The sequence below is a fragment of the Neorhizobium sp. USDA 3394 genome (assembly GCF_056280385.1).
The window spans coordinates 579,414-594,927 of sequence record NZ_JBWCDU010000001.1 but is presented as its reverse complement, the minus strand read 5'-3'; the positions used below and the strand labels follow the sequence as shown (position 1 = coordinate 594,927).

The following is a 15,514-nucleotide window of genomic DNA, read 5'->3' as shown; positions in this document are numbered from 1 at the left end:
CTCAACTCGCAAAGCGTCGATCTCAGCTTGATAATGCCGATGCAGCCAGTTATTGGCCCTGTCCTCTGTCCAGTTCATGTCAGACCGCTAGAATGCTTAAGCTGCCGTAGCTCCTGCTCAAGTTTTTCGATGGTGCTTAAGAGTCCTAGTTGCGAAAGCCGGGCACCGTTGAGTTCCTGTTTAAGGTTCTTGTTGGCTTGATCGAGCGTTTTGTTGACCAGCGTCAGCTGCTTATTTTTCTCTTTCAAGTTCTCGTCGCCGATTAGTGGCTTGATAGAACTCAAATCTGACTGCACGCCGTTCGTGCGCGAGGCCAAATCTTCGAGCCGAAGCTTTTCTGCTTCAATTTCCGACCGAAGCGTTGGGTTATTTTTATGCAACGCGTCAGAGCCGCAAGCGGCTTTTGCACGAAGCCCCTCCCAATCTAAGACTAATCCTTTTCGGATTTCAGCATGCAGAGCTTGCGCCGTTTGGATGCTACGCAAAAAGTCTCGAAGGGCTTCGACCTTGGATCGAGCTTTGAGCGTCTTTTTGTTGACGGGCTTTTCATCCAGGGAACCCGTAAGGTTTTTACGCTGCTTTTGAGCCACTGAACGCCCTCAAGAATCGTTGAGCAATACGTTTTCCCTTCCTTCCAAGATTGCGAAGTAGCATGGGCGCACGCTCATCCTCCTCCATCGCCTTATGTCTGCGAAACGCGATTTCCCAAAAGGTCTGAAAGATCGACAGGCTAAAGAAATTTGCGCATTCGCCACAGATGGTCTCAGTCTTTCCCGTCGGAGGCCAGGTGAAGCCATCGGTCTGATCCGGCAGCCGACAAAGGGCTTTCTTGATTGCCTGATAATCCCAGAGGCAGTAGCCGAAAGGCATTGGAAAAACTCTGGTACCGGTGTCCTTCAGGTAGGCACTCAGTCTATCGGCTGTGTCTGCCGGGTCTGAAAGCGTGATATCCAATCGCGCGATGATTGACTGTATTTTTTTGGCCGCCCCGCCCACGATAGTGATGCCATTCATGAATTTCTCGCTAATGAGATGGAACGCTAGGCTTGTTTGCAGTTCCCTCACTGGATTAAGTTTCGAGAGGCGACGTCCATATAAGACGGTAACAGTCAAACTGGCGTGGTCGAGATGAGCCTGCAGCGACGCGAACTTGCCCCCATACGTGTAGTAGTGGACCCACAGCGTCGCAAAAAACCGCCGAAGGTGGCGCGGGAGAAATTTGATTTCGTCGGCATCCTCGCCATGCACAAACTTTCTGCCGAACTTTCCCATCAGGTCACGCAGTGAAGAAGCATCGGGCACTGAATCTCTGAATCTGTTGTCTCGCAAAAAGAGTTTTTTTGAATTCGTCCTTATTCGGGCCTGCGCACCGAGACGAATGGCAACTTGGACTGCGCGGACAACCACTTCTGGACATGCATGAATTGTCGGTGTCCCGATAGCATCATTTTTATCCTTGAAGACGCGAGATTTCAGATACCACCCATCGGCCCTCTTTTCCAAGCAATCAACATCGAGGTTCAGGAGCTGACCGGTTCTCTCCGCTTGCCAGGCGAGAACTATAATGGCGATTGAAGTCCAAAGGTCAGTAACTGTCGCTTCTAGATTGCGGGGTGAAGAACGGTTTGAGGCACCAATGTTTTCAATTGGCCACGGAGAGGCGCTACCAGTATTCCTTCCAGAGAAAGGGAGGCCGATCTGCACACCTGCGTACCGGTTGTCGACAAGTTTGACGGGTTTTTTTCGAATAGGCGGAGCTGCGATCCGTTCAAGTTCGACCTTGAAGGCCGCTTTCGAAGCGCTCGATTTCGACCGACGCACCAGATAAGCTCTATTGATCAGAAGTTTGAAGCGGTCCCTATAAACAGTTGGTTCTTTGACGCCTATAGCAGCCGAGATGCTGCGAAGATTGGGGCCCTCCGGAGGAAAGTGGCGGCTTTTGTCCTTTGGGATTTCTGCGATCAATAGTCTCGCCAGTTGCCTGACACGATCACCTGGTCGAGCACGCTCCGATAGTTTCGTCGGCGGAAGATTGTCGTAACGTTGTTTAAGTTCGATGATGTCATCCGCATAATCAAACACGTACTGTAAAGCCGCATCGGCATACTGAAAAACAAGCTCTTCGGGAACGTCCTCCGTCTGTTCTTGATCACGGCCTCGATCTTGCCCCTCGCTGTATGCCTGGCGAGCGCTATCGAACATCGCGTAGCGAAGACCGTCGTTCAACGCATATTCTTCGCCATCAAATGGATGCACGTATAAATCATAGAGGTCCCACAGAACGCGCAAGACTTCTGCAAGATACGAGGCAACATATTTTTCTGCCTTCGGATGCACAGCGAGGTCGATGACGTCCATCTTCCGTCGGCCGGGCCGCTTTCGGAGTTTTCTCTTTACCCCACTTGCTGCGTCGAAACCGTCCTCAATAGTGGAGACAAGGTTCTGTAAAGCGGCATAAGGAACCTCAGCAAACGACGAATATCCACACTTTACGAGCCATTCGACCAGGCGAAGCAGAATTTTAGCGTGGGCGAACGCTGTCGTACGGGAAATATCGCGGTAGGAGCGAAGATAACAATAATACCGGCGACACATTTCCCACAGCGAAGACCATTTGGAATCAGTCAGGTATCCATCGCCGAGCTTTCGCTTCCAGATAAGCTTCGAGGGTTGGTCGTGATGAAAGATAGTGTGGAAATAGGTCGTATCGTTCCACTTCCCGTTCATGTCGGATGGCAGTTCAAATGTTGCGAGTGTTCGCTTCGGTCGGAGACTTGCAGCTTCTGGAGCGAATTTCAGCATTATATGACCGGACCGTAGCGAATAGGACGGTCGAGAAGGAGGCTTGTGGCTTGCTTCAGTATCTTCGGAGACATCGAGTCAATGACGTGAGAACACGTCACGAGAATAGGAAGCCAAAGCTCTTCGAACCGGTCTGTTCCTTGTATGGCCTTGCCATTGTCGATGATGTGCTGCCGAAACGCGATTATCTCGGCGGCGACTTCAGGGGTCTCGAAGAAAAACAGCTTTACCCCAGACAGCATTTTTTCGAATAAGGAGACTTTCACCTCAGCTTCGTCTTCAGTTCCGGAAATATTGTACCCGAAAAATCCGGCAGCATGCGCCGTCTTGAGGACTTCCTTTTTGTGCTCTTCGGATATTCCAAAATCCGCTGCGGAGCGTCCAGACACTTTGGCTGCGGCGAGAACTAAGGCGTCCTGGACTGGTCTCGTATTGGCGGCATGACCGGCCTCTGCTTCAAGGCCTTGAACATATCGTGCCGTAACGCGAACATCTTTTTGTCCAAGCTCTTCCGCCACTTTCATTATATCACCGGTCTCGCGGAACACCTCGATAGCGGCTGTTGGCCGAAACTGGGAGAGTGTAAAATCGAGTTTCGACAACACGCCGGATCGCCGCCGAAACGTGTGCCACTTTCGATTCAGGACATAAGGAAGCGGTCGAAACGATGCGACCTTCTGCTGGACAAAAGTTCGTACCAGACAAAGGGCGTTTTCTGAACCACGAACAGCACACCGCCTAAGCGGTTGCGATAGTTCATCGATAACTAGGAACGCCTGTGCAGCGGTTATTTCACGCGTGCTTCCTTTAGACAGAGCATCTTCCGTGCCTGCAGGCATGTCATCTTTCAGACGACGATTTTGCGCTCGCCGCTTGGTCCACTTGGCTCGGTATTCACCTCTCGTGGTTTTCTCAAGGTCGGTGAAGAGCATCGATAAGGGCGATGAGAAGTTCGTCTTTTTCCTCTTCAAGAGGATAATCGTCAGTAAGGAGATTAAAGACTCATATTCGAGGTGAAAGCGGCCGGTCATCGAGGCCTTGCCGAAGTCTTTGTAGATGAATTTCAAAAAATGGGGGTCGTCTTTTATGCCTGGAAGAACGCCGCCGAATTTACGGTCAATGTAGACGAGCACGTTTGGCAACGAGCTTAGTTCGCGTTGCCAGCCATACTTTCGAACCAGTCCGTTCTCGCCCTCGGTCTCGAATTGTTGGCAATATGTTTCAAGGTCGAAGGTTACGTTGCTCTCTATGATTGTTCGCGTTTCGCAGTACAGGTGCCAAGTCTCTCTGATTTCCCGCTCGGCATGCCTTCGCACAACATCCTTCGTTATATCGCCGCGCTTCTTGCGGGCCTGAGGGCTGGGATCGGCTGCAACGGACTGTAGCTCTGCCCAGTCTGCCTGGTCTTGTATCGGCCAAGATTTGACTTCATCGAGAGATGCGCTGCCAAGCCCGGCTTCAGCTATGCTAGGACGGTGATGATTCTTGGCGTTCGGTATCGAAGATGGCCAAGGGAACGCGGGCACAATCGCGTTCTCGCTGAGGTACTCGAAGAAAAGCGTGCAATTGGTGAGATAAACATTTTTTGTGATGTCTGAGAGACCCTCTTGCGCCTGAAGCTGAAGAAACCAGCCTTTTGCTAATGCTCGCCATTTGTTCGCTCCGAGGCACGCAAAATCCGTGGAACTGGCTTCCAGAGCGATGACCACGGAGCGAAAAAAGTTCCGTACAGAGACTGCTCGACTGCTGGCACTTACGTATGGTGCCGCAGAATTATACTGAACAAAGGCAAGCGCGATCCGGTGCCCAAGGTCGCCGAACGCACTTAAGATAGTAAAATCAAACGTCTTGGGTGTTTTCCCCGGAATGCTGTGTGTCGGAGAAGGTATCCTTAGAGGGTGCCGATTACTATTTTGTCGAATTGTCGTCGGTGTCGACTTCGACATCAAATCTACCGGCGGAGCGCGGCGGCGACGCGACATCAACGTCTCCTCCTTTTTCTTCTGGATTTCCGTGGAGACAAAGCATCCATGCGCACCAAGTCCAATGCAGCAAGCCTTTTTATGACTTCGTCATCTCGAACCTGATTAATTTTCCCCCGCTTAGCCAAAACCGATCTACGCCGTTCTTGACTCAGGTGTAGATAGCCGAGCATTGTTTGGAAGCTCATACCGGCCGATTTCATCGTGTCCTGCATAGCGTGGACAGGATCAATTCCCGCTTCCAAGGCATCAGCCAGTCCATCTGTCACACGCCGGTGTCGAAGAACATGACCGTGAAAACGTCGAATGTCAGCGAGACGCTCTTCACCAGCGCCCTCTGCGAGAGCATTCGCTAACGCCCGCCGACGTGCTTTGGTGAAAATGTTCGTAATGCTTTGTGAGTTTAGGCGCTTCCCAGTCGTAAATGATACGAAGATTGCTGCTTCGCTCTTCACGAGCTTGAACTTTTTGCGGTCGTGATCAATGAAATCACGAAGCTTCTCTACCAACGCTAGCGGGAACGGAACCATTCTCTCTTGGTCCGTCTTCGCACCGTGCACCTTAATAGGTACCGCCTTGAGGGTGCCGGTCGCTTGAGCTTTGGCTCGGAGGGACCTGAGAAGAGCGGCTGATGGAATTGCTGTGACTGGGAGGTTCGCGGCTTCCGAGCACCTCAGGTTCTCATCCATCGTGCCAGTTATCAATATGTTGCGCCGTCCAACAAGACGACTACTTACCATCTCGTCCAATGCAAGCCGAACCGCCTCTACTGATTCGTCGTCTGGAATAATGACTTCATCGGGCTCAAACTCTTGAAGTTCCAGTTCATGGACCGGATACGGGTCCTCCCGCTTCAAGTTCACTTGGAAGGCGCGAGTGTCGTTTGGCACTCCTATCAGACCTTTCGTCCAGCCTTTCCGTTCACAGTAAAGGAGAAACTGGAGAAACAGTGACAAGCGAGTATTCCAAGTTGTATTCTGGATGCCTCGGTTGCCTGTGGCCTTTCCCTTGAGAAACTTCGGTCCGGTATAGACCGTGCGCAGCCGCAAGAGGGTATCGTCGGTTACCAGCCAGTACGGAATTCCTGCTCCGCCGTTGGCTAAAGCCAAAACGTAGAGGATATCGACGAGAATTCTGGCATACTGATGTGCCGTCTTCCACGATTTTCGATGCGACTGCTGGCGTTTTTTTCGCAGAAAGTCGGTGGGCTCGATAATCATTTCCCCGAACCGATCCACGATTACCGGCTGGTACGGAGCGAACGGCTCCTCTGTAGCTCCGACCAGTTTCACCATGGGTCCGTCATAGATATAGACACTTGTGGTCGGAAGTCTTTCGAGCGCACATGGCCAACTCAAAGCCGTTTTCATATCCACCTCCTTTCAGTCGTGCGAAGGTGAATGTTAGAATCCTATTTGTCAATATGACTTTTTACAAGATGTTCTGTATCGCCATATGCAAGGAAAAAGCAGTTTATTCGAATTATTTTCCTGATATTTCCCTGCCCGCACTTTTTTAACATTTCCTTATTTGGAGGGCTTCCGCTATCCACTGAAGCTCCGAGGAACCGTGGCCGTCAGTCGATCAAGAGGCCTTAATGGCTGGGTTGGAGTTGTCTTTCACATAGTCTCAAAGCCTCCGCTTACGCTTCGGACTATAGGCTGCAAGCAGCATATGGACGGGCTAACGCCCGAGGTTCTCTGTTTAGACTGCAAGCCATTTGGCCGTGTAGATGTGGGGCATAGTCCAAATGGCTTACACTCTAATGTAAAACGGGTTCCGTCTCGCCGACGGAAACTTCGGGCATAAAGTTCCCTATCGGTAAGCTCCAGCATCGATATTTGAAAACGACGACATCAAGGATGTCTACGGCGAAGCCAAGGGCATGGGCTACGACACGAAGATCATGAAAAAGGTCATCGCCCTGCGCAAGAAGGACGACCAGGAGCGCATGGAAGAGGATCTGATCCTCGACACCTATCTCCAGGCGCTCGGCATGATCGAGGCCCCTGCCGACCAGGACGCCGCCTGATTCTTTTCAGGCACGCAGGCCAGGCAGAAAGCATGAAAAAACCCGCCATTCCGGCGGGTTTTTTATGGTCTTCAATCAGCCATACGATCAGTTGTTCGGCCCGCTGAACCGGTTGGGGTCGATCGCCACGGTGGCGGCAACCGGCCTGAAGCCGCCGCCGGAATAGCCTGCCGAATATTCGTTGTTGAGGGTCCGGCTGACGACGCGCGGGGCCTTCATCGAGGCGGCCGCACTGGCACGATTGTTATTGAGAGCCCATCTCGCCAGCGCATCGCCCGTCAGCGTGCCGCCATTTGCCGACTGCGGCGCATTCTGGTTCGGACGGCCGCCCTTGGCGGGGATCGGAAGCGCGCTTGTGGAAGCCGAGACCGGGCTGCGCGGCGTGTCGAAACCGTCGCCGAACTGCACACCCTTGTTGGAATGAATGACCTTCGGGGAAGCCGATGCCGTTTCAACCGGCTTCTGGACCGGCGTGGGAGCCGCCGACATTGCCGGAGCAGGCTGGGCCGGAGCGGACTGGGCAGGAGCGGGCTGGGCCGAGGCGATGACCGGCATCGGCGCCGGACGCGGCGTCTCGACGCTCTGGGCAAGCGCCGCAACGAGGGCCGGCGTCAGCTCCTGCTGTTCCTCAGCCTTGGCTGCGGGAGCGGCAGAGGCGATGTTCGGCCGCTGACTGGGAAGCGGAACGGACGCGACGTCCTCCGGCGGCTGCATCGGGCCGACGGACGCGGTCATCACGCCGCTTTCTGCGTCACCCTTGAAGCCACGCGGTCCAAGCAGTGTCGGAACCGGGATGTTGTAGGTGGAAAGATCGGCAAAGGTTTCGCTGCTGGGCTGGACGGGAGCGGACGCCTGCAGGGCGAGTGCTTCCTGGGCCGGGTTGCGCGCCGGAGAATAGAGCGCCGTCGCAAGGCCGCCGGCATCCGAGCGGAAGGCCGGACGCGAAAGCGGTACGGGCGCCGCAACCATCTGCGCCTGTGCCGGAGCCTGGGCCTGGTTCTGGTTCTGCATTTGGCCTGTCAGAGGCGAAGCCGAAGCAACCGCGACAGGCGCTTCGCCCTCGTCGTCCGCAGCAGGCTTTGCAGCCGGGGCCGCACGCCGCGCCACGACCGGAGCCGCGCTTTCCTCGTTATCCTCCTCCTCGTCGGCACCGCCGCCGCCGAACAGGAATGCCAGAAGGTTAGGCTGCCGCTTGCGTTCCGAGTCGCCGCGGATGCCGGCACCGGCGGTGCTGGCGATCTGGATCGAATCGGAGCCGACACGCCGCTTGTAATCCGCCATCGCCGTTTCGTAGCCGGGAAGCGGCTTGCCGTCGGCGGGAAGATGGATCGTGTTGCCTTTCGGGAAGATCTGCACCAGTTCCTGGCGCGTCATGCGCGGCCAGGCACGAACGCCGCCGACATCGAGATGCACGAAGGGCGAACCGGAGGTCGGGTAATAGCCGACGCCGCCGACCTGCATCTGCATGGCAAGCCCGCGCAGTGTCGAAAGCTTCACGCCGGGAATGTAGAAGTCCATGGCCTTGCCGAGCATGTGCTGGCTATTCTTGGCCACACCGGTGTTGCGCGAACGGGTGCGCAGCATGTTGTTGGTGGTAGGAGAACGATAGGCGGAAACCACATGGATATAGTCGCTGGCGCCGGAACGGCGATAGACTTCCCAGACAAGATCGAAGAGCCGCGGATCCATCCGGGCCGGCTCGTTGCGGCGCCAGTCGCGCAGCAACTGGTTGATCTGGGCGAGGCCCTTGGGATCGAACTTGCCGTTCCGCTTGAAGGTGATGACCGCTTTCTCGCCGGTATGGACGAAATAGAGCTTGAGGCTCTTTTCCTGGGCGGCCGCTTCGCTTGCTGAGATCGAAAGCACGGGCAGCGCCATCAGCACCAGCAGGGTGATGGCCATAACGCGCCTTGTCAGACTGACAAAAAGCCCAGCTTTGCCGCCGCGCCTTTTCTCACCCGAAGGCGTTTCTTTTGCATACTGATCCGGCAAAACGATCCCCGTCCTGTCGACAACGTCCCACGTTGCCTCAAATGACTGTCAATTGCGGTGACACGATGGCAAATGTGCCACACATGTACAACCTTCTCCCATATAGTCAACAATTGACTAATCGGAGATTGACAGACGTTGACAGGACATCCTTGCGCGAAGGTTAATATTAGCTAATACATTAGTAATTATGCGGCTTCCTTCAGCGGGTCGTCTGGATCGATGCCGTAATCCTTGAGTTTGCGGTAAAGTGTCGAGCGTCCGATGCCGAGTTTACGGGCAACCTGGCTCATCTGGCCGCGATAGAACTTCAGGGCAAAGCGGATCAGCTCCTCCTCGACATCGGCAAGCTTCCTCACTTCGCCGGTCTCGTCGGTGCTGACGATGACGTTTTCCTGGGGATAAGCCGCGGCCAGCATCGCCTTCGCATCCGGCCTGCCGGCCCGAGCCTTGTCGCTGTTGGCAAATACCGGCGAATCGGCGAGCGCCTCGCGCATGGCGTGGTCGGACAGGACACCCGGTGCGGGCATGACGGCGGTCGCCGCCAGTTCCGCCTGCCTGAATTCCGGTATCTGCGCGGCGATCTGCGGAAAATCGTCCTCGGTGAGTTCGCTGCCCTCGGCAAGCACAACGGCGCGGAACACGGCGTTCTCGAGCTGGCGGATGTTGCCCGGCCAGTCGTAGGCCGTCAGAAGCGCGAGCGCCCCGGCGCCGACCGACAGCGTCCTGTTGAGCTTCTGTTCCGTGGAAAACCGCTCGGCAAACACCCGCGCAAGATGCGGAATGTCTTCCTTGCGGCGGCGAAGCGCCGGGATGGTGATCGGGAAGACATTGAGGCGATAATAGAGGTCTTCACGGAAGCGGCCGGCCCGGACTTCCTCGATCAGATCCTTGTTGGTGGCCGAGATCAGCCGGACATTGACCTTCTGGACCTTGGAGGCACCGACGGTCTCGACCTCACCCTGCTGCACGGCGCGCAACAGCTTCACCTGCACGTCGAGCGGCAATTCGCCGATCTCGTCGAGAAAAAGCGTGCCGCCATCGGCTTCCACGAACTTGCCGGTATGTTTTTCCGAAGCGCCCGTGAAGGCACCCTTCTCGTGGCCGAACAGGATGCTTTCCACCAGATTGTGCGGAATCGCACCGCAGTTGACGGTGATGAACGGCTTGCCCGCACGGTCGCTGTTCGACTGGATGGCGCGGGCGATCATTTCCTTGCCGACGCCGGATTCGCCTTCCAGCACCACCGGGATGTTGGAATGGGCGGCACGTTGCGCAAGATCGATGACGCGCAGCATGTCCGGGCTCGCCGAGATGATATCGCCGAAGCCGACGGCGCCGGCGCGATGGCGGCGGCCGACGCGGGCCTTCGATTCCTTCTGGTCGAGCTTCAGCGCATTGGTGATCGAGGCGCCGATCCGTTCCGGCGACACCGGCTTGACGACGAAATCGAATGCGCCGGCGCGCATCGCCTGCACCACGTATTCGATACTGCCCTGCCCCGTCTGGACGATGACCGGCGTTTCGATGCCGAGTTCGCGGATGGCCGCGAGGAAGGTGAGGCCGTCCATTTCCGGCATCATCAGGTCGAGCACGATGACATTGATGTCGGTCGCCGTGCGCTTCAGGAACTCCAGCGCCGCCAGTCCGTTTTCGGCAAGATGGGCGGCGTGGCCGTAACGTTCAACCGCATTCTTCAACAGGCGACGCTGGATAGGATCGTCGTCGACAACGAGGATTTGCGCAATCATGCTCGGCTCCCAGCAATGGTCATCATGGCCCTTTTAGGCTGTTATGCCGCTGGTTGTGTCAGAAAGCCTTGAACATCCCCTTTTGAGAAAAGCTTGCATTTTAACGGCCGGCAAGGAAAACAGGCGCAACAGGTTGAGAAGGAAAAAGCGATGAGAATGTCCGCACCCGCCCTCCCCGAAATTCCGGCCGCGCCCACCGCAGGCGCTGCTGCCTCCGACCCGGCGCTCGGCCTCCTGCCGGTCTGGAAGCTCTCGGACCTCTATGAAGCCAAGGACGCCCCGGCCTTCACCGTCGACATGGAAAAGGCAAGCCAGCTCTCGATTGCCTTCGAGGAAAAGTGGAAGGGCAAGCTTACGGAGGCTGCCGCGAAAACCGGTGCCGGCGGTATCGGCGAAGCGCTGAAGGAATACGAGGCGCTCGACGACCTGCTCGGCAAGATCGGCTCCTTCGCCGGCCTCACCTATTTCTCCGATACGTCGAGTCCGGCCAACGGCAAGTTCTACGGCGACGTGCAGGCAAAGCTGACCGACCTCTCCTCGCACCTGCTGTTCTTTGGGCTGGAACTCAATCGCATCGACGACGCGGTGATGGACGCCTGCATGGACCGTGATCCGGCCGCCGGCCATTACCGCCCCTGGCTGGTCGACCTACGCAAGGACAAGCCCTACCAACTCGATGACAAGCTGGAACAGCTCTTCCTCGAAAAATCGATGACCTCGGCCGCCGCCTTCAACCGTCTCTTCGACGAGACCATGGCCGAGCTCCGCTTCGAGATCGACGGCGAAAAACTGCCGCTCGAAGTCACACTCAACATGCTGCAGGAGCCGCAGCCGGAAACCCGCGCCAAGGCCGCAGCAGCCCTGTCGAAGACCTTCGGCGACAACCTGCGCGTCTTCACGCTGATCACCAACACGCTCGCCAAGGACAAGGAAATCTCCGACCGCTGGCGGGGCTTCGAGGACATCGCCGATTCACGCCATCTCGCCAACCGCGTCGAGCGAGAAGTGGTCGATGCGCTGGCCGAAGCCGTGAAACAGGCCTACCCGCGCCTCTCGCATCGTTATTACGCGATGAAGGCAAAATGGCTCGGCATGGACCAGCTGAATTTCTGGGACCGCAACGCGCCGCTTCCGGAAACCCCGAACGCACTGATTTCCTGGACGGAAGCCAAGGATACCGTGCTCGACGCCTATCGCGGCTTCGCGCCCGAGATGGCCGATATCGCCGGCCGCTTCTTCGATGAGGAATGGATCGACGCGCCGGTCCGTCCCGGCAAGGCGCCCGGCGCCTTCGCGCATCCGACCGTGCCCTCCGCCCATCCCTATGTTCTCGTCAACTACATGGGCAAACCGCGCGACGTGATGACCTTGGCCCACGAACTTGGCCACGGCGTGCATCAGGTGCTGGCCGGCGATCAGGGCGCACTGATGTGCCAGACGCCGCTGACGCTGGCCGAAACCGCTTCCGTCTTCGGCGAAATGCTGACCTTCCGCGCGCTGCTGGAAAAGACCACCGACAAACGCGAGCGCAAGGCCATGCTCGCCCAGAAGGTCGAGGACATGATCAACACGGTCGTGCGCCAGATTGCCTTCTACCAGTTCGAGCGCAAGGTCCACACGGCCCGGAAAGAGGGCGAACTGACCGCCGAGCAGATCGGCGAGCTGTGGCTTTCCGTCCAGGGCGAAAGCCTCGGGCCCGCGATCAGGATCTCGGAGGGTTATGAAAGCTGGTGGACCTACATCCCCCACTTCATCCACTCGCCCTTCTATGTCTATGCCTATGCCTTCGGCGACTGCCTGGTGAACTCGCTTTACGCGGTCTACCAGAACGCCGCTCCCGGCTTCCAGCAGAAGTATTTCGAGCTATTGAAGGCCGGCGGCACCAAACATCACTCGGAGCTGCTGAAGCCCTTCGGCCTCGACGCCACCGACCCGTCCTTCTGGTCCAAGGGCCTGTCGATGATCGAGGGCCTGATCGACGAACTGGAGGCTCTGGACAAGGCTTGAGGCATTCCCTTAATGCACACCCATGAATGAGAAAGCGCCCTTCGCGCTCTTTCGTGACGACCCCGCCGGCCGGAGCCTCGTCTTCGACCGGCCGAAGGAAATCGTCATGGCCCGGACTGCCGCCGAGGTGCTGCCCGCACTTCGGCGCCTGGAAGAGGCGCGCCTCGCCGGTCAATGGCTGGCAGGCTATATCTCCTACGAGACCGGCTACATCTTCGAGGACAAGCTCCGGTCGCTGATCGTCGACAACCGGCAGACGCCGCTGATCGCCATGGGCATCTTCGATCACCCCTCGGGCAACGAGAACCCGCTCGCCGGACCGTCCGGAAAGGTGGTCGATGATGGTTCCTCAGAGGGCTCGTTCCTCAGCGAACCCCGCGCCATGTGGGATCTCGCGACCTACCAAGAACGGTTCGACCGGCTTCACCAGCACCTGCGCAACGGCGATTGTTACCAGGCTAACCTGACCATGCCGATCACCGCGCGCTGGCACGGCGATCCGCTGCGGGCATTCTGGTCGCTCGTCGCCCGCCAGCCGGTGCGCTACGGCGCCTATATCGACTTTGGCGGCCCACTCGTCTTGTCGCGCTCGCCGGAACTGTTCTTCTCGGTCGATGCGGACCGCTTCATCGAGACCCACCCGATGAAGGGCACCGCCCCGCGCGGCGCGACGGCGGAAGAAGACGAGGCGATCATCGCGGAAATGCTCGCCGACGAAAAGACGCTCGCCGAAAACCGGATGATCGTCGACCTGCTGCGCAACGACATTTCTGTCATCAGCGAGGTCGGCACGCTCTCGGTGCCGAAACTCTTCGAGATCGAGACCTATCCGACCGTCCACCAGATGGTGAGCCATGTGCGGGCAAAGCTGAACCCCGAGATCGGCTTTCCTGAGATCTTCGCCGCGCTCTTTCCCTGCGGCTCAATCACCGGAGCGCCGAAAATGTGGGCCATGCGCATACTCGCCGACCTCGAGACGGAACCGCGCGACGTCTATTGCGGCGCCATCGGCTGGTGCGATCCGGCCGGCCCGATGCGTTTTTCGGTGGCCATCCGCACGATCACACTTTTCAACGACGAAAAAGCCGTCTTCAATGTCGGCGGCGGCATCGTCTTCGACTCGAAGGCCGAGGCCGAGTATGACGAGTGCCTGTTGAAGGCACGCTTTGCGGTGGGCGACCAATGGATTTCTCGCTGATCGAAACAATGCGCTGGGAACCGGGCAATGGCTTGCTGCGGGTGGACCAGCATTTGCGCCGGCTCAGCCGATCGGCGGACGCGTTGGGCTTCCGCCAGCCGCCGGCGGATACGCTGAAACAACTTCAAGCGGCTGCGGCCGGCGGCGAAACGCCGCTCCGCGTCCGCCTGGTGATGACCTACCGCGGCAAGATCGAGATCACCACGACGCCGTTCACGCCCCTGCCCGCCGATACGCTCTGGCGGATCCAGGTCGCCAGGACGACACTTCCCTCCGACGACCCGACCTATCGCCACAAGACCTCCCGCCGGGAGCTCTACGAGGCAGCCCGCGCCGAATTTACGCCCGACGAGGCCGATGAGGTTCTCCTCCTCAACGAGCGCGGCGAAGTCTGCGAAGGCACGATCACCAACGTGTTCGTGGAAAGCAACGACGGTTCGCTGTTGACGCCGGCGCTGTCGAGCGGTCTCCTGCCGGGCATCCTGCGCGCCGACCTGATCCGCGAAGGAAAGGCGAAAAGCCAGGTTCTCCGCCTTGCCGACCTCGAAAACCGCCGCTTCTTCGTCGGCAATTCGTTGCGCGGCCTGATTGCCGCCGAACTCGTCGCCCAGGCGGCCCGATCGGAAATGCCGGCGGTAGCCTCGCGCCCTGCCGCCCGCCCCGCAAAAATGGCCCGGGCAGGCCGATAAATGGCCGCACCCAGCCACCTCGCCGATCATCTGCTTGCGCTTGAAACGGCGCTGCAGACCCGCGAGGTCCGCAATTCCGAGGAAAAGCTGCGCGAACTGCTGGCCCCGGAATTCCGCGAATTCGGCCGCTCCGGCCTCGCCTATACGTTCGACGACATTGTCACCCGCCTCGTCGCCGAGACCGGGCCGGACAACACGTCGATCTCCGATTTCAGCGCTACGATGCTGAGCGACACGATCGCGCTCGCCACCTACCGCGGCACCCGCGTCAGCGACGACGGCAGCAGGCTCCTGACCAACCGCAGCTCCATCTGGCGTCTCGATCCGGACGGCAAATGGCGCATGGTCTTTCACCAGGGCACGGCGACCGAGTGACTAGTCGGCCAGATCCGTGCGGGGCTTTCGCCGACGGCCATCAAACACTTCAATGATTTCGATATCCTGATCCATTATTCGATAGATCAGCGAATAGGCCGAGTGCGGTAGAATGAGACGACGCACGCCAGGCTTCGCCGTCTGCAGACCCGCTTCGGGATGCGCTATCAACAGTTCAGCGATTTCAAGCAATCTCGCCGCCATCGCGCTGGCGGCTTGGGGATTATGCTCGGCTATGTAAGCGCGAAGATGTACAAGATCGGCAACCGCTGCCTCAGCCCAAATGAGCCTCATCGACGAGTCTTGATGATGTCCGGCTTCGGAGCTGCGCGTTCGTCATCCGTACCCCAGCTATTCAGCCAGCCGGCCAATGCTTCGTGCGAAACAAAACCGCCCCTATCGGCGCGCTCGGCCGCGGCATCAAGGCCTTGTAACTCCAGCTCGCGTTGCGAGAGATAGTCTTCGAGCGCTTCCTCGGCGAGCGCGGTCGAGGACCGATTGGTAGCCGAAGACAATCGGTCGAGCCGTTCCTTCATCTCGTCCGAGATGCGAAGTGAAACCACATGCGACGTCATGGCCTATATGCCTCCGATTTTTCCCGTATGTAGCATAAAACCCGACGTCACGAAACTCGCCCACGCACGCCACGGCGGCTGTTTGGGCATTGCTGGATGGAGCTTCTGCAA

Annotated in this window: 11 protein-coding genes and 3 pseudogenes; 5 read left to right on the top strand and 9 right to left on the bottom strand. The window is 57.8% G+C overall.

What is annotated here, in order from left to right:
* Positions 1-74 precede the first annotated feature (74 nt).
* Genes ACZ9EJ_RS02560 through ACZ9EJ_RS02545 form a run of 4 tightly spaced genes read right to left on the bottom strand, consistent with a single transcriptional unit; the run spans position 75 to position 6,154 of the window.
* The gene (locus ACZ9EJ_RS02560) at positions 75-590 is read right to left on the bottom strand and encodes a hypothetical protein (protein ID WP_046642698.1); all 516 of its coding nucleotides are present in this window, start codon (positions 588-590) and stop codon (positions 75-77) included.
* Positions 571-2,802 (bottom strand): hypothetical protein, encoded by a 2,232-nt coding sequence (locus ACZ9EJ_RS02555; protein ID WP_476098632.1) that lies wholly within the window; start codon positions 2,800-2,802, stop codon positions 571-573. The genes ACZ9EJ_RS02560 and ACZ9EJ_RS02555 overlap by 20 nt, the downstream gene beginning before the upstream one ends.
* A complete protein-coding gene (locus ACZ9EJ_RS02550) occupies positions 2,802-4,784 on the bottom strand; it encodes a hypothetical protein (protein WP_476098630.1) in 1,983 nt (660 codons plus the stop codon). Before ACZ9EJ_RS02550 ends, ACZ9EJ_RS02555 begins: the two co-directional genes overlap by 1 nt.
* Positions 4,784-6,154 carry a tyrosine-type recombinase/integrase gene (locus ACZ9EJ_RS02545; protein WP_476098628.1) on the bottom strand — a complete coding sequence of 457 codons (1,371 nt, stop codon included), beginning with the start codon at positions 6,152-6,154 and terminating at the stop codon, positions 4,784-4,786. The genes ACZ9EJ_RS02550 and ACZ9EJ_RS02545 overlap by 1 nt, the downstream gene beginning before the upstream one ends.
* 479 nt (positions 6,155-6,633) lie before the next feature.
* Between ACZ9EJ_RS02545 and ACZ9EJ_RS02540 the strand changes: the two are divergent.
* Positions 6,634-6,816 (top strand): annotated as a pseudogene (locus ACZ9EJ_RS02540) (DUF2312 domain-containing protein); the annotation flags it as partial.
* Positions 6,817-6,903: 87 nt separating this feature from the next.
* On the opposite strand, the gene ACZ9EJ_RS02535 reads toward ACZ9EJ_RS02540, so the two are convergent.
* The 3 genes and pseudogenes from ACZ9EJ_RS02535 to ACZ9EJ_RS02525 all read right to left on the bottom strand — a co-directional run.
* Positions 6,904-8,718, bottom strand: a complete 1,815-nt coding sequence (locus ACZ9EJ_RS02535; RefSeq protein WP_476098626.1) for a peptidoglycan L,D-endopeptidase MepK — start codon at positions 8,716-8,718, stop codon at positions 6,904-6,906.
* Between the two features lie 278 nt (positions 8,719-8,996).
* Positions 8,997-9,173 (bottom strand): annotated as a pseudogene (locus ACZ9EJ_RS02530) (helix-turn-helix domain-containing protein); the annotation flags it as partial.
* A gap of 197 nt (positions 9,174-9,370) precedes the next feature.
* Positions 9,371-10,559: pseudogene (locus tag ACZ9EJ_RS02525) on the bottom strand (sigma-54-dependent transcriptional regulator); the annotation flags it as partial.
* A gap of 150 nt (positions 10,560-10,709) precedes the next feature.
* On the opposite strand from ACZ9EJ_RS02525, the gene ACZ9EJ_RS02520 reads away from it, so the two are divergent.
* Genes ACZ9EJ_RS02520 through ACZ9EJ_RS02505 form a run of 4 tightly spaced genes read left to right on the top strand, consistent with a single transcriptional unit; the run spans position 10,710 to position 14,828 of the window.
* Positions 10,710-12,566: a M3 family oligoendopeptidase gene (locus ACZ9EJ_RS02520; RefSeq protein ID WP_251091045.1), complete on the top strand. Its 1,857-nt coding sequence runs from the start codon at positions 10,710-10,712 to the stop codon at positions 12,564-12,566.
* Positions 12,567-12,588: 22 nt separating this feature from the next.
* Positions 12,589-13,764, top strand: a complete 1,176-nt coding sequence (locus ACZ9EJ_RS02515; protein WP_046642544.1) for an aminodeoxychorismate synthase component I — start codon at positions 12,589-12,591, stop codon at positions 13,762-13,764.
* Positions 13,749-14,453 (top strand): aminotransferase class IV family protein, encoded by a 705-nt coding sequence (locus ACZ9EJ_RS02510; RefSeq protein ID WP_046642543.1) that lies wholly within the window; start codon positions 13,749-13,751, stop codon positions 14,451-14,453. Before ACZ9EJ_RS02515 ends, ACZ9EJ_RS02510 begins: the two co-directional genes overlap by 16 nt.
* Entirely contained in the window at positions 14,454-14,828 is a 375-nt protein-coding gene (locus tag ACZ9EJ_RS02505; protein ID WP_046642542.1) for a nuclear transport factor 2 family protein, read from the top strand. It abuts the gene before it with no gap.
* On the opposite strand, the gene ACZ9EJ_RS02500 is transcribed toward ACZ9EJ_RS02505, so the two are convergent.
* Positions 14,829-15,122 carry a type II toxin-antitoxin system RelE/ParE family toxin gene (locus tag ACZ9EJ_RS02500; RefSeq protein WP_046642541.1) on the bottom strand — a complete coding sequence of 98 codons (294 nt, stop codon included), beginning with the start codon at positions 15,120-15,122 and terminating at the stop codon, positions 14,829-14,831. It abuts the gene before it with no gap.
* Complete coding sequence (locus ACZ9EJ_RS02495) at positions 15,119-15,403, bottom strand: CopG family ribbon-helix-helix protein (RefSeq protein WP_046642539.1); 285 nt, start codon at positions 15,401-15,403, stop codon at positions 15,119-15,121. The genes ACZ9EJ_RS02500 and ACZ9EJ_RS02495 overlap by 4 nt, the downstream gene beginning before the upstream one ends.
* Between the last annotated feature and the right edge of the window lie 111 nt (positions 15,404-15,514).